Genomic DNA, 22,962 nt, shown 5'->3' on the forward strand with positions numbered 1-22,962 from the left:
CCGATTCCCGCCCCCTCGAACTCCTGACCGCCATTGCGTTTCGTCATTCACCTCCTGCTGATGATTGCAGTCGCCCTGGGCATCGGCTTTGGCCTGTCCTGGTATGCGCTCAATGACGGACGCTTGTTCGGCGGCGCGCAGATCGGTCCCTGGAGCGCCTGGCCCGATGTTGGTTCCGCCCAGCCCAATCCCTATACGCGCGCCCACCTGGCCCGCGCGGCATCGCTGCAATTGGGCCTCAGCGAAGGCATCCAGTTTACTGCCACCGCCGACAGCGCCGGCGAACCGCTCACCCGCAATTGCACCTATCATTTAGGGGGCACGACGCCCCTCGCCACCTTCTGGACGCTCTATGCGGTGGATAGCGGCGGCATCAATATCGCTGCGCCCGACGGCCAGGCCGCCATCCGCTCGGATAGCCTTGCCCGCGCCAATGACGGCGCCATAACACTCAATGTCGGCACCCGCCTCATGCCCGGCAATTGGCTCGAACTCACCGGCACCGGCCCGTTCAGCCTGGTGCTGACCCTTTACGACACCACGGTCTTCTCCGGCCTCAACGGCAGCACCAATAATATGCCCGTCATCGAGCGGGAGGATTGCGCATGATCCGCACCCTGCTCTGGCTATTGGCCGGCGCCGTGCTGGGCGGCATCATCCATATATTGGTGATCCTGACCCTGCCCGCCCTCGCCAAGGAAACCGTCTGGACCCGCATCGAAGCGCTGGGCGCGACCAATCGTATGCTGGTGCTGCCCAAGGTCGAACCCGGCCAGCCCAATCCGCTGGGGCTCGATCCGGACCTGGCCTATGCCGTGTGTCAGGTCGACCTCAGCCAGGGCCCCGCCTATATGAGCGGCATGATGCCCGACGCCTTCTGGTCGGTCGCCATTTTCAACCAGGCCGGCATCGTCACCTATTCCACCACCAATCGCGACGGCATCGGCCAGACCCTGGAACTCGGCATCTTCAACGCCGCCCAGACCCGCCTCTTGGCCCAGCAGCAGCTCGACATCGCCGAAGGCCTGCTCGTGGTCGAATCCACCAGCGACAAACTCTTCGTCCTGGTCCGCCTCGCCCCACAACACCAAGCCATGCGCGCCCGGTTCGAACAGGCCCTCGCCGATGTGCAGTGTGGCACGCGCGGCACGCCCGCGACGCCAAGCACGGAACCCACGATCACGCCTTAGAGCCCCCTCATCCGCCCTTCGGGCACCTTCTCCCACGAGGGGAGAAGGGTAGCTCTGTGGTGAGGCCAAGCGCGGAGCCCACCCTCGCCCCTTGTGGGAGAGGGACAGGCTATTCTGCGTTCAGCAGAATAGTCAGGGTGAGGGGTTCTGCGCCCTCCCATGCTCCAATTTCTTAAATCTCTCGGTGTCATTCCCGCGAAAGCGGGAACCTCCGTTTTGGGGTGGAAAGATAGGAAACAGAGGTCCCCGCTTTCGCGGGGATGACACCGCGTTGGTACAACAGAGTTAATACCCCACCGCCCCCATCACCCCACCCGCCACCGCCAACCCATCCACCACCACCCAAGGCGGCGCTTTCCACACCATCAGCAGTACAAATCCCGCCACCGCCAGCACCACATCCACCGGCCGAACAATCGCGCTCACCCAGACCGGGTCATACAGCGCCGCTCCCAAAATCCCGACCACGGCCGCATTGGCCCCACGCATGCCCGCCTGCGCCAGGGGCCGCGCCCGAAACGCATCCCAGAACGGCAGCACCCCAACCAGCAGCAGAAACCCCGGCAGGAACACCGCCACCAGCGCAATCGCTGCCCCCAGCGCCCCATTGGGCACCGGCCCACTCACCGCCCCCAAAAACGCGGCGAATGTAAACAACGGCCCCGGCACGGCCTGCGCCGCGCCATAGCCCACCAAAAACTCGTCCCCGCTCACCCAGCCCTTGCCGACCACTTCGGCATCGAGCAGCGGCAGCACCACATGCCCGCCGCCAAACACCAGCGACCCAGCGCGATAAAAGGCATCGAACAGATTGAGCCCTTGCGAGCCGGCCACATTGGCCAGCAGCGGCAGCCCGAACAGCAACACGCCAAACAGCGCCAGCATCGCCGCGCCAAACCGCTTGCTGATGCCAAACGAGGCCGTCGCGTGCGTCGCCGCCACTTCGCCCCGGCACCACACCAGCCCCGCCACGACACCAAGCCCGATCGCCGCCACCTGCCCGATCGAACCCGCTGCTAGCATGGTCACCGCCAAAGCCGCCACCGCGATGGCCGACCGCTGCCGGTCCGGCGCCAGACTCCGCGCCATGCCCCAAACCGCCTGCGCCACCACCGCAACCGCCACGATCTTGAGCCCATGCAGCACACCCTGCGCCACCGGCCCATCCAAGGCCCCCGCCCCCAAAGCGAGCAGCACCAACAGGATCGCCGATGGCAGGGTAAAAGCCGTCCAGGCCGCCAGCGCACCGAGCGGTCCGCCACGCCATAGCCCCAGCGCAAAGCCAACCTGGCTCGAAGCCGGCCCAGGCAAAAACTGACACAAAGCCACGAGATCGGCATAGCCCTGCTCATCGATCCAGCGGCGGCGGGTGACCAGCTCATCGCGAAAATAGCCGAGATGGGCAATCGGCCCACCGAACGAGGTCAGCCCCAGCTTCAAAAATGCCAGAAAAACTTCGCCGGGATTGCCCTGTCGGGCTGGTGTCACTTCGCTCATGCAGCTCCCATCCGGCCCCGCCGCTATTTGGGCAGCACGATTTCCCGGTCAATCACCTGGGTCTCGTAGCGTGACGGTATGACAACATCACTACGCTGCATACCCGCGCCGCCATCGCCGCAGAAATCGCGCCTATTGGCCCGGTCGACATAGCCCGACATGCGCCGCAACGCCTCGTCTACCGCCAGCGATTGCTCATGCGGCGTTTCCACCAGCAGGTGGTCCAGTGCATAATTATACGACTGGTAGCGATAATTCAGCGCCCGCACGAACCAGGCGATGTGAATGTCGTTCTCGGCCTTGCGATTGGCCACATTGCGCGCCTCGTCCGGTCCCAGCCCGCTCAGATTGGCCAGCGCGATGGCCCGCTGCCGATCGACCTCGACCACCTCGCAGATCGATTTGAACGTGCCCGGCACCGTATCGAGATCGGCCGCAATATGCCGCCCCACTGTCGAGTAGCGCACCCGCGAGGATTCATACTGGGTAGTCCGAAGCCAGTTATAGTAGCGGTCCACCGAGAAATTGCGGTCCACCTCGGGCAGGATGCGGGTACGCTGCCATTCGACCGCCGTGTCGTAGAACCAGTCCTTGGCATGCGCCGCGATCAGGAACCGCCAGACGCGATTGTGCATCTCGCCTTCCTGGTCGGTCTGGTTGAAATCCGAATAGGGTTCCTTGCGCTGCCGCGCCAGCCATCCGCCCACCGCCGGCATCGCCGTGTCATGGGTAAAGCTGGGCGCCGCCCGGCCGAAGTCGCCAACCGGCCGCGCCCCACCGGTGCAAGCCACCAGCAGCCCGGCCAGCGCGATCGAACCAACGGCCCGCAGCGCCACTCCCAAAATGTCAGCCACGTTTACGCTTTGGCCGCGAGGGGGCAAGCCGCTTGCTTGGCACAGCATTTGTCCCCCGCTCATAACGCACCCCGGTAAAGATGAAGATCTGCGCGCCACCGCTCAGCCTCGTTGCGGTTTTCGGCGCCGTTTCACGCAGATTGAATTTGACGAGCTTACCCAAGCCGGCCTCCAGCCAGTTCGCCCCTCCGTCCCTACCGGAGGCAGCCTCAAAAGGACCATCGGACAGGCGACGCCGCTCGCTCTGTCCGTCCCCGCGTGAATCTTTTCACGCCTGCGCATTAAGAGATCGTCAAGGTTAACAGTCCGCTAACGAATTCGCCGCAAAAGTGGCCACGCATCGAATGTGATGCCAACGCGAGTCGATGGTCCCGGATATGCTTGGCTTTCAGCCCTACGAAACATTTCAGCTGCTCATCGAAACCGGTGGCATCGACCGGACCAACACGCTGCTGATCGCTGCCTGCGACGCTTATACCCGCCGCGGCAAGCCCACGCCTCCCGAAATGGAACAGTTCGAGGCACTGGCCAGCCGCCTGTTCCCTACGGCCGCTCCCCAGGCCCGTGCCAAGGGCGCCGCCATCCTGGGACGTGCGGAAATGCTGTCACCTTTGCTCGAACGCCTGGTCGTCGAGAATATTGGGGAAGACCTCAACAGCTTCCTGCAATCGGCTGCCGAGCTGTCCGACCAGACCGCGCTTGAAGTCATCGCCCGTCAGGATATCCCCGCCGCCGCAATCATTGCCACCCGCCCGGACTTGTCCAATGTGGTGTTGGCCAAGCTGTTCCAGCTGAACTCGCGCAAGGTCTATCGCGCGCTGGCCGCCAACACCGCCATCCAGCCCCGCGGCGCCTATCTCAGCGCCCTCGCCCGCTCCGCCCAGATGGACCATGTGGTCGCCGAATCGCTGGCCAAACGCAGCGATTTCGATGCCGCTCTGTTGGCCCCGGCCTTTTTCGATCTGTCCGACAGTGACCGGGTCAAGGTCATCCAGGCCTTCGCCCATCGCGGCACACCCATCGCGCCGATCAGCAAGACCATCGAACAGCTCACCGTTGCCAGCGCCGACCTCACCAAGGCGCTGATGAAACTCTTCTCGGAGAACCGCCGCCCCGAAGTCACGCGCCTACTCAGCCAGATCACCGGGCTTGATGAAGTGCGCTGCGGCCAGATCGCCCATGATGTCTCCGGCGCCTCGCTCTTCGTCATCCTGCGCGCCTTCGGATGCTCGGCCTATGACGGGCTTAAAGTATTGATCCACGCCACCAGCCACGATGGCGAACGCTCCCAGGCCCTGGCCGATTTCGCCACCCTGTTCGGCAATGTCACACCCGAATCCATGGCCTATCTGATGAGCGCCTGGCGCGGCGAGGTGAACCTGCTCGAGCTCAACAAGCCGGAATACAAGCCCTTCAGCGAAACCGGCCGCCGCACGCCGGCGGCCACGCACAATCCTGTGGTCGACCAGGCCATCGAAGCCCTGGCCCGTATCGGCCTGCGCCGCGCTGGCTAGAGCTTCGAGCCCGCGTCCAATTCTATCCCCGGGTCCTCGCCCCGCAGATCTAGGCTGAGCACCCACAGGTCGGGATCGAACTTGATCTCCTGCTGAATGCGCTCGCGCACCTTGGCGGGCTCGACACGGCGAAAGCGGCGCTGGAACACCAGGGCCGCTTCATTGCCTTCCCGGCCAGCCATCGGCGCGGGGGTGAACAGGCTCACCGCACCATCGAGATGATCCACCTCGATAAAGACCTGCCCGGCAATGGGATCACCCCGCCGCGACACAACGCACATATTGCCCAGGTCATTGTGGCGACGCACAAAGGCGCTGACCCATAGATCGCTGCGGAGCGCAGCCATCAGATGGTCGCGCCGGCGTCCCGCAGCAGCCCGACGAGGTCGGGGTTCACCTGCCCGGTCACCCGATAGCTGTGAAAGTTCTCGAACTCGCGGATCGCCTTGGCCGTAGACTCGCCTGGCTTGCCGTCGATAGGGGCGTGGTAAAAGCCCAGGCTCGCCAGCCCGCGCTGGATCTGGCTGATCAACTGGGTGTCATTAGCCGGCTGCAGAGGAGCGGTCGCTTGCGCGGGCGCCGCCTGCGGCTGCACAACGGCAGTGACCGGCCGGGGGGCAGCCATGGGCTCAAGCGAAGCCACCTGTACCGGCGCCGGCATGGGCTGGCTGACTGGCATCATCGGCAAGGCGGGAATCGGCTGGCTCGATGCACCGGCCGGGCGGCCGTCGACCGCGGCAACGATGGAATCGATAGTCTGCGCGGCTGCATTACCCACCGTGTCCACCGCATCATCGATCGGCGACAGCGGCGGCAATTGGGCGACGACACGATCCGGTTGCGTCACTGGTTGGACCGGGACAGGAGCCTGCTGCACAGCCACTTGCTGCACGGGCGCCGGCGGCGTCACCGGCTGTGGTGCGGGAGCGGCCACGGCCTGTCGTTGCACCGGCACCATGCCTGCAGCATCGGCGCGCAGAATGGCATCCACCACTTCTCGGCTCAGCGCGCCAGTCGGCACCATGCCATTGCGCTCTTCAAAGGCGCGAATCGCCTGTGCAGTCCGCGGACCGTAATAGCCGTCCACGGCGCCATCGAAGAGACCCAGCTCGGTCAGCTTCTTCTGCACCTGGAAAGCATCCTTATTGCCCACCGGCACATCGGGTATCGGTTGCGAGACCGGGGTAACGCTGCCCGTGGTCTCATTGGTCACCGGCGTCGCCACGACGCTCTGCTGCATCGGCGTCGGCGCAATCGTGGGCGCATTGGCTGGCGCCGCCACCGGAGCGGGCACGATATCGGCCACCCCGAGCGAGGGGGTAAACAGCGGCGCAGGATGGCGCGCCGTCTGGAAATAGAGGGCGTTGCTGGCGGCAAGCGCGGTCATCGTCACCATGGCCAATAGGCCGGTGGAGGCGAGCGGGGCCCGCATATAGCGCGAGAAAGTCCAGAGGCCGGCGCGACCCAGATAGGTCGCAACGGCGCTGCCCGCCAGCAGTGGCAGGCGGGAGAGTGTCGTTGCCGTCATTGCGCTTTTCTTTTTTCGTCGTGCCATGAACTGATGGGAGCGGCGGGCGGCTCTTTATGGAGGGGTGTCACGATCGCAGTTTCCTCCGTCTTTATTGCTGGACCGTTTATAGGCAGCAAAACAGTGACGGTTGTCCCCGCGCCAATCTCAGACATGGCCCGCAATGTGCCGTCATGCAAGTCCACCAGGCCCTTGACGATGGAAAGACCCAGCCCCGTGCCCTCATATTGGCGCGACAGCCCGTCCTGCGCCTGGAAGAACGGCTCGCCAATGCGCTGCAGCGATTCGGGTGCCATGCCGATACCCCTGTCGCTGACCGATAGATTGAGGCTCTGCCCCTGGCGCTTGAGCGACACGGTGACGGTACCACCACGATTGCTGAACTTGATGGCATTGGAGAGCAGGTTGAGCATGATCTGCCGGCAAGCGCGCTCGTCCGCCACCAGCATGGGCAGGCCCTTGCCGATCTCGGCGGCCAGCGTCACCTGACGTTCCTTGGCCAGTTGCTCGACCATGCTGAAGCAGGGCTCGATCAGCCCCTCGACATGGAATGGTTCGGCCTGCAATTCAAACTTGCCCGCCTCGATCCTGGACATGTCGAGCAGCATGCGCACCACTTCGAGCAGGTGCTTGCCGCTCTGGTGAATGAGCCCCGCATATTCGCGGTGGGTCGGCGAGAGCTCCCCGCCAATGCCCGAAGTCATCATTTCGGAGAACCCGACCACTGCATTGAGCGGAGTGCGCAGCTCGTGCCCGATGGTAGCGAGGAACCGCGATTTGGCATCCGAGGATTCCTCGGCAACCCGGCGCGCCTCGGCCATGGCCGTCTCGCCATCCTTGCGGCCGGTGACGTCGCGATAGAGCGCCACCACTTCAAAGCGCGAACCATCGCCCTGTGATTCGAGCACGGGCGAAAAACTGATCTCGACCCAGATGAAGCGCGGCAGCTTGGTCGCACCCGCCGGATCATCCTGGCGCATACGCAGCTCGATCATGCGGGTGCGACCGGCCAGATTGGCATCAGCAAAGGCGCTGAGATAGGCGGGGCGGTCGAGCACATGCACGCGCTCACCCAGGCCCGTTCCGGTCAATTCATAGCGGCGGCAGCCAAACAGCTGCTCGGACGAGCGCGAGGCCAGCAGCACTTCGCCCGTGCCAGAAAACCGGATCACTGCGTCCTGCACATGCTCAATCAGGTGCCGGTAGGCGGTAACCTGCGCCTTGTCATAGACTTCATAGGCCGCGTTGATGCGGTTGGCCGTGTGCCCGACAAGGCCGACAGCGACCAGAAAAACCAGCAGGGACGTGGGCGTCAGCACATCGTTGGACACCGGAATTGCGGAAATTCCGAACAGCGACGCAATGGCAGCGAGACCAGCGATGGCTGCCAATAGCCACCAAGCCTGGCGCCGCAGCGGATGGCGGGCGACGAGCGAGGCCAGAATGGGTCCCATGGATGCAACAGCCAGGCCAACATCGCCAAAGCGCGTATCGGCCAAGGTCAGCAGCAAGCCCATGGCCATAATGGTGACCACCTGCCCGGCCGCGGCTTCATCGAACAGCTGGCGCTGGTGCAGCGACAGCGTCAGCATGCCGCCGGCAAGACCCATGGAGGCCAGTACGAAAGGCAGCAGCGCGCCGGTCACCAGGCAATAGATTGCGAAAGGCATGAGCAGGCCGAAGGCGGCAATGGCCAGCCGTGCATTATTGGCCAGCGTCTTGCGGCGCAGCACTTCGGGCCGATGCCCGGAGCCGGCAACGGCCAGTTTCATCTCTTTGCTTTCGCCAAAAGAGAACAGGCTACGCATACAGTTTTTACTCACACTATGACGCCGCCGGGGCATACCAGGACAAGACAGAAACGCGTCTTATCTGCCTGAATGGGTTCAGGTCTTGTTGGTCCCAACCTGCGCGCTCAAGAGCTAAGACGACCTTAAGCGCGACGCCCTGGAGAAGGCGCGGGAGCGAGGAAAGGCGGGTTTTGAGGAATAGCGTAAACAAGGTGTTGCCCATCTTTAACGAGGGCGCCCAATTTGATTCAAATTTTATCGAAATGTCCCAGCACAGTTTAAACAGTGCCGGCTAGCTTTGGTGACGAGGGCGGCAATAGCCCGCCAGCAAATACGGAATATCTGGCAATGTTTCTGGTTCGATCCATCTTCTGGCTGACCGTCGCCTATATGGTGATCAAGCCCGGCGTCGATTTCGCCGATGCCGCCAATAGCCTGTCTAGCCAGGCTGTCGCCGCCGGCACCCAAGTGGTCGCCGAGCAGGTCCAGAACATTGAATGCGACACTCTACAATGCATTGGCGGCAAGGCCGTGTTGTCGGCCGCCATGCAGTCCAGTTCCGCGATCGGCACCCCCATGCATGAGACGCCGATCGCCAGCCCGGTCCCCTTTCCCAGGCCTCGGCCGGACCGGGCCGGTTAAGAGCGTCCAGAAGGGCGCTCTTCCGCCAATTCAGGGTCGCCTCGCTTGCCCAAGCGAGTTTCCTCCAGCGACCCTGGCCCCTGCCGCAGGCGCGTTGCCCCGTGCTTGCGGCTTTTTCTTGCGCCCGCGGGTGTGGAAAAGCGGGCTGGCATGAATTAGATACAGCCCATGACCGAGCCCCAAGCCTTCCAGGACATTGCCGAAAACCTGTCTTTCCTCGACGATTGGGAAGACCGCTATCGCTATATCATCGAACTAGGCCAGGCCTTGCCCAAGCTGACCGACGAGGAACGCTCGCCGGAAAACAAGGTGCATGGCTGCGTCTCGCAAGTGTGGCTGGCGGCTCAGACGGCCCAGCGCGATGGTCAGACCATTCTCACCTATCGCGGGGAAAGCGACGCCATGATCGTGCAGGGCCTCGTCGCCGTATTGCTCGCCCTCTATTCCGGTCGTCCGGCCCAGGACATTGCCGAAACCGACGCCATCGCCCTGTTCGACAAACTGGGCCTTCGCGAACACCTGACCACCCAGCGCTCCAATGGCCTGGTCGCCATGGTCAATCGGATTCGGGCCGAGGGGAAGGCGCTGAGCTAGGGCGCCGTTCCCGCAATCAGCGGCAACCGTGTTTCCAACCACCCCGTCTGCCTGCCCCCAGCCGGCCCCTCAGCACCCGCCGACAGCCCCATAATCCCCGCCAATTGCTCGAGCCCGATGCGCAGCACTAGCTTGGCGCTGCGCCGCGGCCAGCGCCGTTCGGTCTCGATCAATTGCAAGCCCTTGCCCAGCCCGTACACATCGAACACCACGCCCCAGCAATCCGTCGGCAGTAGCGATGCCAAGCGATTCAGCCGCTGGCGCGCATCCGCCGCCGAATCGGAGGCGTCGCCCACCCCATTGCCGCCACTGCGCCCGATCCGGCTGGCATCATAGCTCATGGTCACGCGCGGGCTGAGCCGTGAGCGCTCGACCAATTGCGCCAGCCGATTGCCCGCCGCCACATGGTGCGGCGCCAGGAACGGGCTGCCATCGGCCTGCTTGCTGGCCGCCAGCCGGGCCAGCACCGCGTCGTCACTCTGCTCAATGGCCGGCATGGCGGGGCTCCCATAGAGGCTGGGCATGCTGCTCGTCGATCACCTGTTCGAGCCGGGTGACGAAAGCATCGAATTCGGCGTCCTCGCGCAGATCTTCGATCAGTGCGCAGGCATATGAGACTGTTGTCCTATCTCGCCCGAACGCATCTCCCACCTCGCTCAGGCTGCGCCCCAGCATGACATGGGCAAGATACATGGCCAGCTGCCGCGCCCGCGCGGCCGAGGCTCGACAGCGCGATGCATGCATAAGCAACCGCATGGGCACATTTTTTTCGCGCGCTACCAAGGCAGCGACATCGTCACACGCCCAGGCATGGCCTGTACCAGGCTGGCCTTGCACCACTGTCGCGACTGGTTGATAAGTAGGATGCACCCTCGGCCTCCATTGCAATCAAGGAATTTATTCCTACACATTGCAACGCAGAAGGCCAGCCGGGGATAAGTCGAATAAGTAGATGTGTAGACGGGCTTATTGGCGTGGGCACTCACTGGCCCAGCTCCTCCGTCGAGGGGAGAGGGTGTGGATCGGGGGCCCTACCCCGCAATCGGCCGAATGAAATGCCCCGGCCCGACTTCGCTGATCACCGGCTGCGGCGCGGCGGATAACCGCCGGATATTGTCTACATCCGCCATCTCGGCATTGTACTGCGATTGGGCGAACCGTATGTCCGGGTCCGGCACCGCCGACAGCAGCAGCCGCGTATAGGCATGCTGGGGATCGTTCAGCACGCTTTCCGTCGGCCCCCATTCCACGATCTGGCCGGCATACATCACGATAATGTCCTCGGCCACGTAGCGGGCCGTGGCGATATCGTGGGTGATGTAGAGCAGCGCCAGCCCGAGCGAGCGCTTCATTTCGTTGAGCAGATTCAAAATGCCCAGCCGCACCGAGACGTCCAGCATGGAGGTCGGTTCATCCGCCACAATGACCTCCGGCCCCACTGCCAGAGCCCGCGCAATACTGATGCGCTGGCGCTGTCCGCCCGAGAGCTCATGGGGAAACTTGGCCGCCATAAGGGCCGGATCGAGCTTGACCCGCTCCAGCAATTCCGCAACGGCCGCCTTGCGCTGCGCCGCGCTCAGCCCCTTCTGATGCAGCCGCAACGGCCGCTCCAGATGATATTGCACCGTGTGCGCCGGATTGAGCGCCGAAAACGGGTCCTGAAAAATCATCTGCACCGCCCGGCGATAGGCAGCCATCGAATGGGTCACCGGCACGCCGCGGAACAGCAATTGCCCCTGATCGGGCTGGTATTCGCGCATGATCAGCCGGGCGCAGGTGGTCTTGCCGCTGCCCGATTCGCCCACCAGCGCCAGCGTGCGGCCGGCCCTCAGCGCGAAGGACACCGAGCGCGCGGCATAGATGGATGTGTCGCCCTTGCCGAATACCTTGGAGACATTGTCGAGTGCGAGGACGGGGTTTTGGTCAATCATTGCTGGGCGCCCTGCCTGATCTGCTCGCCATGCAGCCGGGGCATCGAGGCCCAGAGCTTGCGGGTATAGTCGTGCTGGGGCGCGGTATAGATGTCATGCGCGCCATTGACCTCGACCAGCTTGCCTTCCAGCATCACCCCGATCCGGTCGCATACCTGCACCATCAGCCCCAGGTCATGGGTGATGAACAATACGGAAAATCCGAGCTCCACCCGCAGCTTGTCGATGCGCTGCAGAATTTCGCGCTGCACCACCACATCGAGCGCAGTCGTCGGCTCATCCATGATCAGCAGCTTGGGATTGAGCGCCAGGCATATGGCAATGACGATGCGCTGCCGCATGCCGCCCGAGCATTGATGCGGATAGGATTTGAGCCGATCGACCGAGATATCGACCAGTTTGAGCAGCTCGGCTGCCCGCTCCCGCGCCTGCGCGCGGTTCATGCCCAAATGGGTGTGCAGCACATCGTAGAATTGCGTCTCGATGGTCAGCACCGGATTGAGCGAGTTCATGGCGCTCTGGAACACCATGGCCACTTCGCTCCAGCGAAACTTGCGCAATTGCTCCTTGTCGAGATCGAGCACATTGCGGCCCTGCAGTAGAATCTGCCCCGAGCGGATCAGCGCTGGCGGGCGATGCAGCCGACTGATGGCAAAAGCGATCGTGCTCTTGCCGCAGCCTGATTCTCCGGCGAGCCCGAAGAACTCGCCCGGCCCGATATCGAAGCTCACATCGTCCACGGCGCGGAAATCCGTCTCGTCGCCGATATAGTCGATGGAGAGGTTTTTGACCGACAGGACGGGCACGCTCATAGCCGCCCCTCCCCGGCCTGCACCAGCGCCGCCCAGCGCCCCAGCCGCCCGCCCGTGCGCAGCCGCGGGTTGGCAATTTCGTCAATGGCAAAGTTGATCAGCGCCAGGCTCAGCCCCAGCAATGCCAGCGCGATACAGGGCGAGAGCAGATCCCACCAGGCCCCGACCGACAGCGCCGAGGCATTTTGCGCGTTATAGAGCATGATCCCCCAGGACACGGTATTGGGATCGCCCAGCCCGAGGAATTCCAGCGTCGCCTCGGTGATCACCGCGAAGATGACGCTGCCGATGAAATTGATCCCAACGATGGAAATGAGATTGGGGAAAATCTCGAACGCCATGATGCGCCAGGAGGGCTCTCCCAGCATCTCAGCCGACTTGATGAAATCCTTCTGCCGGATCGACAGCGTTTCCGCCCGGGTCACGCGCACACCCCAGGCCCAGGAGGTCAGCCCCAGAATAACGGCAATCACCAGCGGGCTCGCCTGCCCGATAAAGGCGGCCAGCACCAGCAGCAGCGGCAGGTTGGGCACGACCAGCACCATATTGGTGAAGAAGTTGATGATCTCGTCGATCACCCCACCCTTGTAGCCGGCAATGATGCCCAGCACCGTGCCGATAAGGGTGATCATCAACCCGGCGCCAAAGCCCACGGCCAGCGAGGTGCGCGCGCCATAGATCAGATGGATGAACACATCGCGGCCCACGCGGGTCGTGCCCAGCCAATGCTCAAGCGATGGCGGCTGATGTGGCCGCCCCACGCGCGCGGTGGGCGAATATTGGCTCAGCAGCGGCGCAGCAAAGGCCGCGATGATGATCAACAGCAGGATGATCGCGCCGATCACGGCCTTGCGGTTGCGGAGCAGGCCCGAGATGAGTTGCTGCATGGCTCAGGCCTTCCTCAGGCGCGGATCGAGCAGCACATAGCTCAGATCGACGATGAAATTGGAAACCAGCATGGCGCCGGTCATGATCAGCAATTGCCCCTGGATCACCGGATAATCCCGCGCCAGGATCGCCTGATAGAGCACATTGCCCAGCCCCGGATAGTTGAACACCACCTCGGTTACCAATGAGCCGCCCAGCACCGTACCGATGGAAATGGCCAGGGCACTGAAGGTCGGCAATAGCGCATTGCGCGCCGCATACCACAGCATGACCCGACTTTCGCCCAGCCCCTTGGCCCGGCCCATGACGATGTAATCCTCGCCCAGAAGGTTGATCATATTGTTACGCATGGTCACGGCAAAGCCGCCGACCAGCACGATGAACAGGGTCAGCATGGGCAGCGTGCCATGGCGGATGACGCTGCCGATATATTGCGCCGAAAAGGCCGGGTCGAGCATGGGATCGGCGGCATAGCCGCTGGGAAACCAGCCCAACTGGTAGCCGAAGATGAACAGCATGACGAGCGAGATGACCACGGCCGGAACCGAGCTCGAAAAAATCGCACTCATCGAAATGAACGTATCGAGCCGGCTGCCCCGCCGCCACGCCGCCAGCGCCCCCAGCAGGGTGCCGCAGGTAAAGCTCAGGATGGTGGCCAGTCCCATCAGCCCAACCGTCCAGACCAGCGCCCGCGCCAGCAATTCGGTGACCGGCAGCGGGAAATATTTGATCGATACGCCCAGATCGCCGGTAAACACGCTTTGGAGGTACGTCAGATATTGCTGCCACAGCGGGGCTTCGATGAAGCCGAAGGTGAGCTTGAGCGCATTGAGATTTTCCAGCGACAGTTCCGAACCGGCACTGGCGAACATCATCTGAATGGGGTCGCCGGGCATCACCCGCGGCAGGAAGAAATTGATGGTCGCCGCCGCGATGAAAGCGGCGAGGTAGAAAGCGAGGCGCCGCAGCAAGAAACTCATTTATCTATCCCTGGATGATGCGGCCCAGGCCACAGGACGATGGGTGCGACTTGGTCCGGCGCGCCCGATGCGAAGTCTATTGGAGTGGAGCCCCGGCCAGCAAGCGAAACACCGGGGCGGCAAGCTCCCTGCACACATGGTTTTTGAACATCGATCGAGCCGCCCTCCCGCGGATGCCCCTAGGCGATGCCGTTAGCGGCGAAGATGTCTTCTACCTCCGCGTGCAGCGCCCGCACGTCGACCCGCAAATTCCCCCGCTTGGCATTACCGGCGGCAATGCGCCTGAGACTTGCCTCGCTCAGCGGCCGAGCGGCCCGTGCCGCAGCCTGGCTCGCGGCCAGGTCGCCCTGGCTGTGCAGCGCAATGTCGTAGCCGGCGTCCAACGCCCGGGTCACCCGCTCCGGCCAGGTGCCGCTCAGTGCCTCCATGCTCAGGCAATCGGTGATCAGCACCCCGTCATAATCGAGTTCATTGCGGATCAGTTCGCACACGACCGGCGACACCGAAGCCGGCCGCTCGGCATCGAAGGCGGTGAAGATCAGATGCGCCACCATGGCCCAGGGCGTGTCCTTGAGCTGGATGAAGGGCACAAAATCGGTCGCCATCAGGTCCTCGAGCGAGGCGTCGACGACGGGGCAGGTAAAATGCGGATCGACGGTCACCCGTCCATAGCCGGGAATATGCTTCATCACCGGGATTTCCCCGGTCTCGAGCATGCCCGCGATCACTTCGCGGCCCAAGGCGACGATGGTTTCCGTATCGGCACCGAATGCGCGCTGCCCGATCACTTCATGCATGCCCTTGAGCGCCATATCGACCACCGGCGTGCAGCCGCTGTCGATATTCAGCTCCGCCATCATCGCGCCCATGGCCTGGCTCGATAGCCGCAGCGCCTTTTTGGCCAGCTCGAAATCCTTCTGCGCCAACGCGCCAAAGGCGCCGAAGCTGCGGAACGAGGGCCAGCGGCCATTGTCGAGCCGCTGCACCCGCCCGCCTTCCTGGTCGATGAACACAGCGGCGTCGTCCCGGCCCACAGCTTCGCGGAACTGCGCCGTCAGCCGTTTGGCCTGCTCCGGATTGTTCAGATTGCGCCGGAACAGGAACAGCCCATAGGGGTTGGTTTCACGGAAAAACGCGACCTCGTCGGCGGATAGCTCCAGCCCCGGCATGCCGACGAACAGAGCGAGCGGTGTGCTGGCCATCAGATCTTTCCCATGAGTGTGTCAGCCTCCGGCAGCGGGTTTGATCCGCAACAGGCCCTGATAAATGTCTTCCTTGTCGGCAGCGATCGGCACGGCGCCCACCGCATTGGTGTAAAAATCCATCGGCCCCGCCGAGCCGATGATCGCATAGGCATAGCCCTGCGCCTTCATTGCGATCAGGCTGTGATAGAGCAGCGCCAGCCCGAGCTTTTTGCCGCGCATAGCTTCATGCACGCCCGTCGGCCCGAAAAAGCCGCGCGCGGTCGCGTCATAACAGGCAAAGCCCACCAGTGTGCCGTCAATAGTCGCGATCAGGCAGCCAGGCGGCTGATGCGCCATGGCGACGGCGACTTCGCTAGCCCAATAAGCGCTGAAATTAGTGCGCACCCAGTCGGTGACGATATGCTGCTCAGGAGGCAGCGCGACACGGATGCTGGCCTCGACATCGTCAACGCGCGCGGCAAGCTCACCGAGACGCCGGGAATAGAGGTTCACAAGCAAATCGGTCATACGCGCTCGCTGCCAGGTGAGTCTGCTCGGACAATACCAATCTAGACACGCTAATACCAATTTGTGCCGGCTGGCAAGCAAGCGGCGAACGCTATCCAGAAACGCGTTCATTGGTGGATGAGCGATTGCGGTGCACGGCGACGTTCATTTTCAGAATGCGGAAAATCGCCACCAGCACCCCCCAAAACCCAAAAAAGGGCCGCGCATCATCTGCGCGACCCTTTTTTGTTTCAGTGTTCGTCCCGAAATCCGCTCGGCCTTGCAGCCGAATCAAACTCCGTCTGAGGTCGGAAACCTCAACGTTCCGACGAGTATCGTCAAAACCAACTTCTCGCGGCCACACGCTGCCTGAGCGGCCGTTGAACATTTGCGTTGCGCCACTGTCCTGTTGCCGAGGACGCGGCGGATCGTAGCGCGCCGGCTGCTTAAGCAGCCTTGCGGCCCAGGCCGTTATCTTTGGCCAGCTTCGAGCGGGTTGCCGAGTAATTCGGAGCAACCATCGGGTAGTCGGCCGGCAGGCCCCACTTCTCGCGGTATTCTTCCGGCGAGAGATTGTAGTGGGTGCGAAGATGACGCTTCAAAGACTTGAATTTCTTGCCATCTTCGAGACAGATAATGTAATCGGCCGCAACAGACTTGCGCACGGGTACAGCAGGCTTGAGTTCTTCAACGGCAACGGGTACTTCGTTGTTCTGAAGAGCACGCAAGGCGCCATGAACTTCGGCGATCAGCTTGGGCAGATCAGTCGGGCTCACAGCGTTATGACTTACATAGGCAGAGACGATCTCGGTGCTGAGTTCGATCAGATCGCTCTCAAAACCGGCCGCCGTTCCGGTATTGTCGCTCATAGTTCAACCTTTCATTATTTTTATTGGGCAGCAACAAGCTAGGTCGCCGCCATCCTTCATTTCTAGTGCCGTTTATTGCCACACGCAACCCAACGTCCACAACATTGCCACCACAACAATGATGTAAAATGATCACATCAAACTTTGGCCACTTTTAGACTTGAGCTCGTCGATTTCCATCAATTTGTCGGCCCGATAGCCAGTGCGATGACTTGCCCGCGCCAAAAGGTGGGCCGAAACCGGGGTGGTCAGCAGTAAGAAACCGACGCCGATTATTGCCCGCAACGCCACCGCCGCGTCGAAGCAAACCAATGCCACGGCAAGCAAAATCAATCCGCCGCCCACCGCACCCGCCTTGGATGCCGCGTGCATGCGCATATAAAGGTCAGGCAGCCTTAACACGCCGATGGCCGCCAGCAGCGTGAATATTGCGCCTGCCAGCAATGCGGCGCAGCCCAGATAGATCAGCAGGTCGGCGATCATGGCTGGCCCTCCCCATGGGTGCCTGGGACCGGCCTCTGCCGCGACAGTATGTAGCGGGCAAAACCCACCGTTGCCAGAAAGCCCAAAAGCGCCAGGGCGATGGCGATATCGAGGTATAGCGTCAGCCCGGTGCGGATCGCTATGGCGCCGACAAAGCCCATGGCGGACACGGTCAATAGATCAAGCGCCAACACCCGATCGGGCAGGCTCGGCCCGATGATGACGCGCACCACAGACAGCAGCAGCGCCAATGCGAGGATGACCAGGGAAATCATGGTCACGACAGAGAGCACGGTTGCGCTCATGCGAACACCTCCTTGACCTTGGTTTCAAACCCCTTGGCGATATCGGCAATCAGCGCGTCGCGCGACGACAGCGTCAGCACATGCACATAAAGCACGCTGCGATCCTCGGACACGTCGATACTCAGCGTGCCCGGCGTCAGCGTGATCAGATTGGCGAGCAGGGTAATTTCGGCATCCGATGTAACCGTCAGCGGCACCGCGACAATCGCCGGCCGCAGCGCCGATTTGAGGTCCGGTGTCACCACGACAATGGCCACGCGGATGGCGCTGAGCACCAGCTCATAGAGAAACAGCAGTGCCAGCGAAGTGATTCGCCGCAATTTGCGCAACGCGCGGGGCGGCGCGAAGGCGCTGCGCAGCAGCAGGACGGCAATGGCGCCGATGGCGCCACCAAACACCAGGTTCAGTCCCGAGAAATTGCCGGTGACGGCGGCCCAGCCCAGCGCCAGGACGATAACAATGATTGCCGGGCTCATGGCGTCGCCTCCGCTAGGCCCACCGCCGCGATGTAGCGCGACGGATCGACCAAGTCGGCCGCCCCGGTGCGGGCGCCCTCGAACAACAGGTTGGGCCACAGCCCGGCCAGCACGATCAGCGCCGTGAGCACGACACTCGCACCCAGCCCCAGCCATTGGTCACGCGCGCCGGACCGATGCAGTGTCACCGTCTCATGTTCGGAGGCTCCCTCGACGCCCGAGCGCCAGAACACATGCGCCCAGAGCCGCGAGCCGGCGATCAGCGTCAGCACGGCATTGGCCAGCAGCGCCAGCACCAGCACGCCATCGGCCCAATCCCCCGTCAGCGCCTGCTGCACTCCGGCATCGAGCAAGAGCAGTTTCGGCCAGAAGCCGAGGAAGGGCGGCACGCCGGCCGTCGCCAGTACCAGCACGAGGAACAGCACCGAAAGCGGCGTGCTGGCGGCATAAAGCCCGCCCATAAGCCGCGTATCGCGTTGGCCCGTGCGCTGCTCGATCAGCCCGGCGACGAGATATAGCGCCGTCATGGTGAGAATAGCGTGGAACACATAGAGCGCCGCCCCGGCAACGCCGCCCTCGGTGGGCAGCGCGATTCCGGCCAGCACCGCGCCGATACCCCCAATCACCAGAAAGCCGATGGCCCGGCGCAGGTTCGTCTCGGCAATCGCCCCGAGCGGGGCGATCAGCAGCGTCGCGATGGCGACCAGCAACAGCACCGGCTCGAGAATATCCCGGCTCGCCGGCAACAGCTGCACCAGCGCCCGCAGCAGCGCATAGACGCCCACCTTGGTGAGCAGCCCGGCAAACAGCGCCGAGATCACCGCCGGCGGCGTGTGATACGAGGCCGGCAGCCACGCATTGAGCGGAAACGCCGCCGCCTTCATGCCGAAAGCCAGCAGCAATAGCGCAGCGATACCGGTCAGCGCCGCCGGATTGGCTGATGTCGCCTTGCCGATAATATCGGCCATGTTGAGCGTGCCGAGCAGTCCATAGGTCAGCCCCAGCGACAGCAGGAACAGCGTGGTCGCGAGAAAATTGAGGAAGCCATATTTCACCGCGCCATCGAGTTGCAGCGGCCGCCCGCCGGTGACGATCAGCCCGAAGGAGGCGATCAGCATCACTTCGAACCAGACATAGAGATTGAACAGATCGCCGGTCAGGAAAGCGCCGGTGACGCCTGCCAAAAGCAGCAGCACCAGCGCATGAAAGCCATCGCCGCGCTCATCGGGGCCGCGCTCGCCCTCGGCATAGATGATGACGATCAGCGTCACGAAAGCCGCAGCCAGCGCGAAGGCGGCGCCAAAAATATCGGCGGTAAAGCTGATGCCGAAGGGCGGCAGCCACTTGCCCATGGTCATGCTCAGCGGCCCCTCGACCGCGATCCGTGACAGCAGTACCACCTCGCAGGCGATAATGGCGATGACCACTAGACCGGCAATCAGCGCCGGCACATGCCGGACCTGCCGCAACATCAGCAGCACAGCAGCGCCCAGCAGCGCCAGCACCAGCGGCAGCACGATGACCCAATCGGCCAGCGCCGTCGGCGCCTCGATCATTGCGGTGGGGAGGGCCAAATGATCCATCTCAATAACTCAGCGGCGGACGCGGCGCGTCTTCGGGCTCTGCCAGACGCATCGTGTCGGTATTGTCGGCGTCGAGCCCCTGATAGGCACGATAGGCCAGCACGAGCAGGAAGCTGAATATGGAAAAGCCGATGACGATGGCGGTCAGGATCAGCGCCTGCGGCAGCGGATTGGCGATCGGCCCGGCCGGGTGATCGAGCCCCCCGGCACGATTGGCGCCACTTCCCGCGTCAGCCGCCCGGCAGTGAAGATCAACAGGTTCACGCCATTGCCGAAAATGGTCACGCCCAGCAGCATGCGGATGATCGACCGCGACAGCAGCAGATAGACGCCCAGCGCGATGAACAGGCCAACGAGTATGGCAAGCGCCTGATCCATCAGCTTTCCTCCCCGCTTTGCAGGCCCAGCGCGATCGAGGTGATGGTGCCGAGCACCACGAAATAGACCCCGATATCGAAAATCATCGGCGTCGAAAGCGGGACCGTCGTGTCGCCCAGATCGAGATAAAGCCAGATGCTGGTCATGAAGGGCGAGCCGGTAAAGGCCGAAGCCAGCCCGGACAAAGCCGCCGCGAACACCCCTGCCCCCCCAGCGCCAGCGGATCGACCCGCAGCGCCTTGCGTGCTGTCTCGACCCCCGCCGCCATGCCCCAGATTGCCAGAGCGGAAGCCGCAATCAGCCCGCCGATAAAGCCACCGCCCGGCTCGTTATGCCCACGCAGGCAGACATAAACCGAGAACATCAGCATGATGGCCACAATGAGCGGGGCGATAGTGCGGAAAATCACCGTGTTCATGATGCCGCCTTCCGCGCCCGTGCTGGTTTGGCGGCCGCAGCCTTCTTGCGCCGCAGCAGTGCGAGGATGGCAATGCCCGCCCCCATCACCACCGAGATTTCGCCCAGCGTATCAAAGCCGCGATAGTCGACCAGGATGACGTTGACGATATTGGCGCCATGCGCGATGGGCACGCTGGTAGCGGTGAAGAAATCGCTGAGCCGCGTATCGAGCGTGCCCGACAGCACCACCATCAGCGCCAGGGACACCCCGGCCCCACAGACAACAGCCAGTGTGCCGTCGCGCGCTAGGTCCTCGAACGGCCGATGATCGCGCTCATCGAGCCGCAGCCGCGTCATCACCAGCGCCAGGATCACCACGGAGAGCACTTCAACCATGAATTGGGTAAAGGCCAGATCGGGCGCGCCAAACAGTAGGAAGATCAGCGCCACCGCCGTTCCCTGAATGCCCAGGGACACGATGGCCACCAGCCGGTTGCGTGCCACCAGTACCGCCCCAAGCCCGACCACGGCCAGCAGCGCCACCGCCCATTCATAGGGCTGCAAATCGGGCCAGACCAGCCGCGCCGACCAATCTCCCAAGTCGGACAGCGGCAGCAGCGCATCGATCCCGCCCAGCGCCAGAAACGGCACAAACAGGGCCAGCGCCAGCATGGCAAACACCGTCACCAGATAAAGCTCCAGCCGCCCATGATGCAGCGCCCGCGTCACCGCTCCGGCAAAGCGGATCAGTCCGAACATGACCGCATCGAACACCTGATCGGCCGTCCACAGCGCGGAACTTGCCCGCCGCAGCAGCGTGCGGATCGTCGCCGCCTGCTGATAGACCAGCACGGCCAGCGCCCAGGTCAAAACCGACAGCCACAGCGCAATACTCGCCGGATTGATCAGCAGCGTCAGGTGACTCGGCACCGGCGCGCCCATGATCGCCGTCGCCCCCGGCTCCAGCACCGAATGGCCGAACCAATCGGTCATCACCGCCACCACCACACCGGCTGCGCCCAGCACCAGCGGTCCGGCCAGCATGGCAATCGGGGCCTCATGGGCAGATTTGGGGGTCGTCACTTCCGCGCCGAGGAACGGCTTGATCGCCACCAGCAGGCCCACCGCGCCCAGCAGCACATTGCCCGCCACCAGCACGGCCAAAGCAAAAATATCCTGCCACGGCCCGTCACTCAGCCCGGCATACATTTCCTCCTTGGCGAAAAAGCCAAGCGTATACGGCAAGCCGAACATGGACAAAGCCGCCAAAGCCGCGCCGATAAAAGTCAACGGCATCCGATCGGCCAGCCCGCCCAGCGCCGTAATATCGCGCGTGCCGGTCTCGTGGTCGATAGCGCCTACCACCATAAAGAGCGCCGCCTTGTAGAAGGCATGACCCACGAAATAGACGATCACCGCCGCAGTCGCCGTTTCACTGCCCAGCCCGATCAGCATCACCAATAGCCCCAGCGAGGCAATCGTGGTCTGCGCCAGCATCTGCTTGAGGTCGGTCTGCTTGAGCGCCGCCAGCGCTCCCCAGATCAGCGTAGCCCCGCCAAACACCAGCAGGATCGTGCTCCAGGCCACCGTACCGCCCAGCGAAGGCGACAGTCGCGCCAAAAGATACACACCGGCCTGTACCATGGTCGCCGAATGCAGAAACGCCGAAACCGGCGTCGGCGCCTCCATGGCATTGGGCAGCCAGAAATGGAACGGCACCTGCGCCGATTTGGTGAAGGCGGCGAGGAGGAAACACGCCAGCACCAGCCCATACAGCGGCTCATCCGCTAGGCTATTCAGCGCCGAGATTTCCCAACTGCCCGAAAGCTGCCGCACGAGAATGGCGCCGATCAGCAGCGCCATGCCGCCAATATTGGTGATTACCAGCGCCTGGACCGCCGCCCGCCGCGCCGCCTGCCGGGAATGATCGAAGCCAATAAGCAGGAAGGAGGTCACCGAAGTCAGCTCCCAAAACCCAAACAGCGCCAGCAAGCTATCGGCCAGCACCAGCCCCAGCATGGCCCCCATAAAGGCCAGCATGAACCCCATGAACCGGCCCAGATGCACATGGCCTTTGAGATAAGCCGGCGCATAAAGCACGATCAGCGTGCCGACGCCCGAAATGGTCAGCGCAAAGGTTAGGCTCAGTCCATCGATGAGAAACGACAGCTTGAGGCCATAGGCCGGCACCCAGTCGATTGCCGTCGCCACGGTCTGCCCAGCAGCGACCGGACCGAGGAATTGCAGCAGAAACACAAAAATAGCGGCCGGCACCAAAGCAAGCAGCCAGCCCAAGGTGGGCGCCGCAAAGCGATGCAGCAGCGGCGCCAGCAGGGCGGCAATAAACGGCGCAATTGCAACCAGCGCTATGCCCGCGTTCAATTCCAAGCCCTGGCCCTCCGCGCGATTCTGTGTTGGCGATGTCCAGGCCAGACCTTAGCGAATGAGTCGGACGTCACAAGCTAAACCGGTTCACCCGTGTCCGACTTCTGGGGAAAGCGTGCCCTCGCATTCGCCGCAATCAGCCCTACATCTCCCCCTACCCGCCAGCGTCACAA

Annotated in this window: 26 protein-coding genes and 2 pseudogenes; 5 read left to right on the plus strand and 23 right to left on the minus strand. The window is 63.1% G+C overall.

Going from position 1 to position 22,962, the window contains the following annotated elements:
* Positions 1-33: 33 nt before the first annotated feature.
* Together N8A98_RS02630 and N8A98_RS02635 are read left to right on the plus strand one after the other, a co-directional pair.
* Positions 34-609 carry a DUF1214 domain-containing protein gene (locus N8A98_RS02630; RefSeq protein ID WP_262168923.1) on the plus strand — a complete coding sequence of 192 codons (576 nt, stop codon included), beginning with the start codon at positions 34-36 and terminating at the stop codon, positions 607-609.
* A complete protein-coding gene (locus N8A98_RS02635; protein WP_262168925.1) occupies positions 606-1,190 on the plus strand; it encodes a DUF1254 domain-containing protein in 585 nt (194 codons plus the stop codon). The genes N8A98_RS02630 and N8A98_RS02635 overlap by 4 nt, the downstream gene beginning before the upstream one ends.
* Before the next feature lie 285 nt (positions 1,191-1,475).
* Here the strand turns inward: N8A98_RS02635 and chrA are convergent, their stop codons facing one another.
* The 3 genes from chrA to N8A98_RS02650 are packed head-to-tail and all read right to left on the minus strand — an operon-like array spanning position 1,476 to position 3,704.
* On the minus strand, positions 1,476-2,687 hold the full coding sequence (gene chrA, locus N8A98_RS02640; protein ID WP_262168927.1) for a chromate efflux transporter: 1,212 nt from the start codon (positions 2,685-2,687) through the stop codon (positions 1,476-1,478).
* Positions 2,688-2,710: 23 nt separating this feature from the next.
* A complete protein-coding gene (locus N8A98_RS02645; protein ID WP_262168928.1) occupies positions 2,711-3,541 on the minus strand; it encodes a hypothetical protein in 831 nt (276 codons plus the stop codon).
* Positions 3,534-3,704 (minus strand): hypothetical protein, encoded by a 171-nt coding sequence (locus N8A98_RS02650; protein ID WP_160172784.1) that lies wholly within the window; start codon positions 3,702-3,704, stop codon positions 3,534-3,536. The genes N8A98_RS02645 and N8A98_RS02650 overlap by 8 nt, the downstream gene beginning before the upstream one ends.
* A 202-nt stretch (positions 3,705-3,906) precedes the next feature.
* Here N8A98_RS02650 and N8A98_RS02655 point away from each other — a divergent pair, with 202 nt between their 5' ends.
* Complete coding sequence (locus tag N8A98_RS02655; protein ID WP_262168931.1) at positions 3,907-5,055, plus strand: DUF2336 domain-containing protein; 1,149 nt, start codon at positions 3,907-3,909, stop codon at positions 5,053-5,055.
* Here N8A98_RS02655 and N8A98_RS02660 read toward each other — a convergent pair.
* From N8A98_RS02660 to N8A98_RS02670, 3 genes are read right to left on the minus strand one after another with little or no spacing between them, the layout of a single operon-like run.
* Positions 5,052-5,402 carry a DUF1491 family protein gene (locus N8A98_RS02660; RefSeq protein ID WP_262168933.1) on the minus strand — a complete coding sequence of 117 codons (351 nt, stop codon included), beginning with the start codon at positions 5,400-5,402 and terminating at the stop codon, positions 5,052-5,054. The genes N8A98_RS02655 and N8A98_RS02660 overlap by 4 nt on opposite strands.
* A complete protein-coding gene (locus N8A98_RS02665) occupies positions 5,402-6,583 on the minus strand; it encodes a peptidoglycan-binding domain-containing protein (protein WP_262168935.1) in 1,182 nt (393 codons plus the stop codon). Before N8A98_RS02665 ends, N8A98_RS02660 begins: the two co-directional genes overlap by 1 nt.
* A complete protein-coding gene (locus N8A98_RS02670; RefSeq protein WP_262168936.1) occupies positions 6,580-8,355 on the minus strand; it encodes a PAS domain-containing sensor histidine kinase in 1,776 nt (591 codons plus the stop codon). The genes N8A98_RS02665 and N8A98_RS02670 overlap by 4 nt, the downstream gene beginning before the upstream one ends.
* Before the next feature lie 366 nt (positions 8,356-8,721).
* On the opposite strand from N8A98_RS02670, the gene N8A98_RS02675 reads away from it, so the two are divergent.
* Positions 8,722-9,015: a hypothetical protein gene (locus N8A98_RS02675; RefSeq protein ID WP_162740344.1), complete on the plus strand. Its 294-nt coding sequence runs from the start codon at positions 8,722-8,724 to the stop codon at positions 9,013-9,015.
* A gap of 168 nt (positions 9,016-9,183) precedes the next feature.
* Positions 9,184-9,609, plus strand: coding sequence for a SufE family protein (locus tag N8A98_RS02680; RefSeq protein ID WP_262168939.1), 426 nt, complete (start codon positions 9,184-9,186; stop codon positions 9,607-9,609).
* On the opposite strand, the gene N8A98_RS02685 is transcribed toward N8A98_RS02680, so the two are convergent.
* The 17 genes and pseudogenes from N8A98_RS02685 to mbhE all read right to left on the minus strand — a co-directional run bounded on the left by N8A98_RS02685 (position 9,606) and on the right by mbhE (position 22,792).
* Positions 9,606-10,106 carry a DUF6456 domain-containing protein gene (locus N8A98_RS02685; RefSeq protein ID WP_262168941.1) on the minus strand — a complete coding sequence of 167 codons (501 nt, stop codon included), beginning with the start codon at positions 10,104-10,106 and terminating at the stop codon, positions 9,606-9,608. The genes N8A98_RS02680 and N8A98_RS02685 overlap by 4 nt on opposite strands.
* Positions 10,093-10,479 carry a helix-turn-helix domain-containing protein gene (locus N8A98_RS02690; RefSeq protein ID WP_315974528.1) on the minus strand — a complete coding sequence of 129 codons (387 nt, stop codon included), beginning with the start codon at positions 10,477-10,479 and terminating at the stop codon, positions 10,093-10,095. Before N8A98_RS02690 ends, N8A98_RS02685 begins: the two co-directional genes overlap by 14 nt.
* A 161-nt stretch (positions 10,480-10,640) precedes the next feature.
* Positions 10,641-11,540 (minus strand): ABC transporter ATP-binding protein, encoded by a 900-nt coding sequence (locus N8A98_RS02695; protein ID WP_262168943.1) that lies wholly within the window; start codon positions 11,538-11,540, stop codon positions 10,641-10,643.
* The gene (locus N8A98_RS02700; RefSeq protein WP_262168945.1) at positions 11,537-12,352 is read right to left on the minus strand and encodes an ABC transporter ATP-binding protein; all 816 of its coding nucleotides are present in this window, start codon (positions 12,350-12,352) and stop codon (positions 11,537-11,539) included. Before N8A98_RS02700 ends, N8A98_RS02695 begins: the two co-directional genes overlap by 4 nt.
* Entirely contained in the window at positions 12,349-13,227 is an 879-nt protein-coding gene (locus tag N8A98_RS02705) for an ABC transporter permease (protein WP_262172130.1), read from the minus strand. Before N8A98_RS02705 ends, N8A98_RS02700 begins: the two co-directional genes overlap by 4 nt.
* Positions 13,228-13,242: 15 nt before the next feature.
* Complete coding sequence (locus N8A98_RS02710) at positions 13,243-14,220, minus strand: ABC transporter permease (RefSeq protein WP_113122704.1); 978 nt, start codon at positions 14,218-14,220, stop codon at positions 13,243-13,245.
* A 179-nt stretch (positions 14,221-14,399) separates the two neighbouring features.
* Positions 14,400-15,422: a glycoside hydrolase family 3 N-terminal domain-containing protein gene (locus N8A98_RS02715; protein WP_262168947.1), complete on the minus strand. Its 1,023-nt coding sequence runs from the start codon at positions 15,420-15,422 to the stop codon at positions 14,400-14,402.
* A gap of 21 nt (positions 15,423-15,443) precedes the next feature.
* A complete protein-coding gene (locus N8A98_RS02720) occupies positions 15,444-15,932 on the minus strand; it encodes a GNAT family N-acetyltransferase (RefSeq protein WP_262168948.1) in 489 nt (162 codons plus the stop codon).
* 91 nt (positions 15,933-16,023) lie between these two features.
* The gene (locus N8A98_RS02725; RefSeq protein ID WP_262168950.1) at positions 16,024-16,299 is read right to left on the minus strand and encodes a hypothetical protein; all 276 of its coding nucleotides are present in this window, start codon (positions 16,297-16,299) and stop codon (positions 16,024-16,026) included.
* Positions 16,300-16,357: 58 nt separating this feature from the next.
* A complete protein-coding gene (locus tag N8A98_RS02730) occupies positions 16,358-16,780 on the minus strand; it encodes a Ros/MucR family transcriptional regulator (protein ID WP_113122707.1) in 423 nt (140 codons plus the stop codon).
* 132 nt (positions 16,781-16,912) lie between these two features.
* Positions 16,913-17,263: a monovalent cation/H(+) antiporter subunit G gene (gene mnhG, locus N8A98_RS02735; RefSeq protein WP_262168953.1), complete on the minus strand. Its 351-nt coding sequence runs from the start codon at positions 17,261-17,263 to the stop codon at positions 16,913-16,915.
* Positions 17,260-17,568 carry a cation:proton antiporter gene (locus tag N8A98_RS02740; protein WP_262168954.1) on the minus strand — a complete coding sequence of 103 codons (309 nt, stop codon included), beginning with the start codon at positions 17,566-17,568 and terminating at the stop codon, positions 17,260-17,262. Before N8A98_RS02740 ends, mnhG begins: the two co-directional genes overlap by 4 nt.
* Positions 17,565-18,044, minus strand: coding sequence for a Na+/H+ antiporter subunit E (locus tag N8A98_RS02745; RefSeq protein ID WP_262168955.1), 480 nt, complete (start codon positions 18,042-18,044; stop codon positions 17,565-17,567). Before N8A98_RS02745 ends, N8A98_RS02740 begins: the two co-directional genes overlap by 4 nt.
* Positions 18,041-19,627, minus strand: a complete 1,587-nt coding sequence (locus N8A98_RS02750; RefSeq protein ID WP_262168957.1) for a proton-conducting transporter transmembrane domain-containing protein — start codon at positions 19,625-19,627, stop codon at positions 18,041-18,043. Before N8A98_RS02750 ends, N8A98_RS02745 begins: the two co-directional genes overlap by 4 nt.
* 1 nt (position 19,628) lies before the next feature.
* A pseudogene (locus tag N8A98_RS02755) lies at positions 19,629-20,005 on the minus strand (Na+/H+ antiporter subunit C).
* Positions 20,005-20,423: pseudogene (locus N8A98_RS02760) on the minus strand (Na+/H+ antiporter subunit B). Before N8A98_RS02760 ends, N8A98_RS02755 begins: the two co-directional pseudogenes overlap by 1 nt.
* Positions 20,420-22,792 (minus strand): hydrogen gas-evolving membrane-bound hydrogenase subunit E, encoded by a 2,373-nt coding sequence (gene mbhE / locus N8A98_RS02765; protein WP_262168959.1) that lies wholly within the window; start codon positions 22,790-22,792, stop codon positions 20,420-20,422. Before mbhE ends, N8A98_RS02760 begins: the two are co-directional and overlap by 4 nt.
* Positions 22,793-22,962 lie beyond the last annotated feature (170 nt).

The sequence above is a fragment of the Devosia neptuniae genome, from assembly GCF_025452235.1.
Taxonomy (GTDB): Bacteria; Pseudomonadota; Alphaproteobacteria; order Rhizobiales; family Devosiaceae; genus Devosia.

Coding starts and splice junctions, on each gene's coding strand:
- N8A98_RS02635 (WP_262168925.1), top strand. CDS start 606: ATGATCCGCACCCTGCTCTGGCTATTGGCCGGCGCCGTGCTGGGCGGC.
- chrA (WP_262168927.1), bottom strand. CDS start 2,687: ATGAGCGAAGTGACACCAGCCCGACAGGGCAATCCCGGCGAAGTTTTT.
- N8A98_RS02655 (WP_262168931.1), top strand. CDS start 3,907: ATGGTCCCGGATATGCTTGGCTTTCAGCCCTACGAAACATTTCAGCTG.
- N8A98_RS02660 (WP_262168933.1), bottom strand. CDS start 5,402: ATGGCTGCGCTCCGCAGCGATCTATGGGTCAGCGCCTTTGTGCGTCGC.
- N8A98_RS02665 (WP_262168935.1), bottom strand. CDS start 6,583: ATGACGGCAACGACACTCTCCCGCCTGCCACTGCTGGCGGGCAGCGCC.
- N8A98_RS02670 (WP_262168936.1), bottom strand. CDS start 8,355: ATGAAACTGGCCGTTGCCGGCTCCGGGCATCGGCCCGAAGTGCTGCGC.
- N8A98_RS02675 (WP_162740344.1), top strand. CDS start 8,722: ATGTTTCTGGTTCGATCCATCTTCTGGCTGACCGTCGCCTATATGGTG.
- N8A98_RS02680 (WP_262168939.1), top strand. CDS start 9,184: ATGACCGAGCCCCAAGCCTTCCAGGACATTGCCGAAAACCTGTCTTTC.
- N8A98_RS02685 (WP_262168941.1), bottom strand. CDS start 10,106: ATGCCGGCCATTGAGCAGAGTGACGACGCGGTGCTGGCCCGGCTGGCG.
- N8A98_RS02695 (WP_262168943.1), bottom strand. CDS start 11,540: ATGATTGACCAAAACCCCGTCCTCGCACTCGACAATGTCTCCAAGGTA.
- N8A98_RS02700 (WP_262168945.1), bottom strand. CDS start 12,352: ATGAGCGTGCCCGTCCTGTCGGTCAAAAACCTCTCCATCGACTATATC.
- N8A98_RS02710 (WP_113122704.1), bottom strand. CDS start 14,220: ATGAGTTTCTTGCTGCGGCGCCTCGCTTTCTACCTCGCCGCTTTCATC.
- N8A98_RS02715 (WP_262168947.1), bottom strand. CDS start 15,422: ATGGCCAGCACACCGCTCGCTCTGTTCGTCGGCATGCCGGGGCTGGAG.
- N8A98_RS02720 (WP_262168948.1), bottom strand. CDS start 15,932: ATGACCGATTTGCTTGTGAACCTCTATTCCCGGCGTCTCGGTGAGCTT.
- N8A98_RS02725 (WP_262168950.1), bottom strand. CDS start 16,299: ATGTTCAACGGCCGCTCAGGCAGCGTGTGGCCGCGAGAAGTTGGTTTT.
- N8A98_RS02730 (WP_113122707.1), bottom strand. CDS start 16,780: ATGAGCGACAATACCGGAACGGCGGCCGGTTTTGAGAGCGATCTGATC.
- mnhG (WP_262168953.1), bottom strand. CDS start 17,263: ATGATCGCCGACCTGCTGATCTATCTGGGCTGCGCCGCATTGCTGGCA.
- N8A98_RS02740 (WP_262168954.1), bottom strand. CDS start 17,568: ATGAGCGCAACCGTGCTCTCTGTCGTGACCATGATTTCCCTGGTCATC.
- N8A98_RS02745 (WP_262168955.1), bottom strand. CDS start 18,044: ATGAGCCCGGCAATCATTGTTATCGTCCTGGCGCTGGGCTGGGCCGCC.
- N8A98_RS02750 (WP_262168957.1), bottom strand. CDS start 19,627: ATGGATCATTTGGCCCTCCCCACCGCAATGATCGAGGCGCCGACGGCG.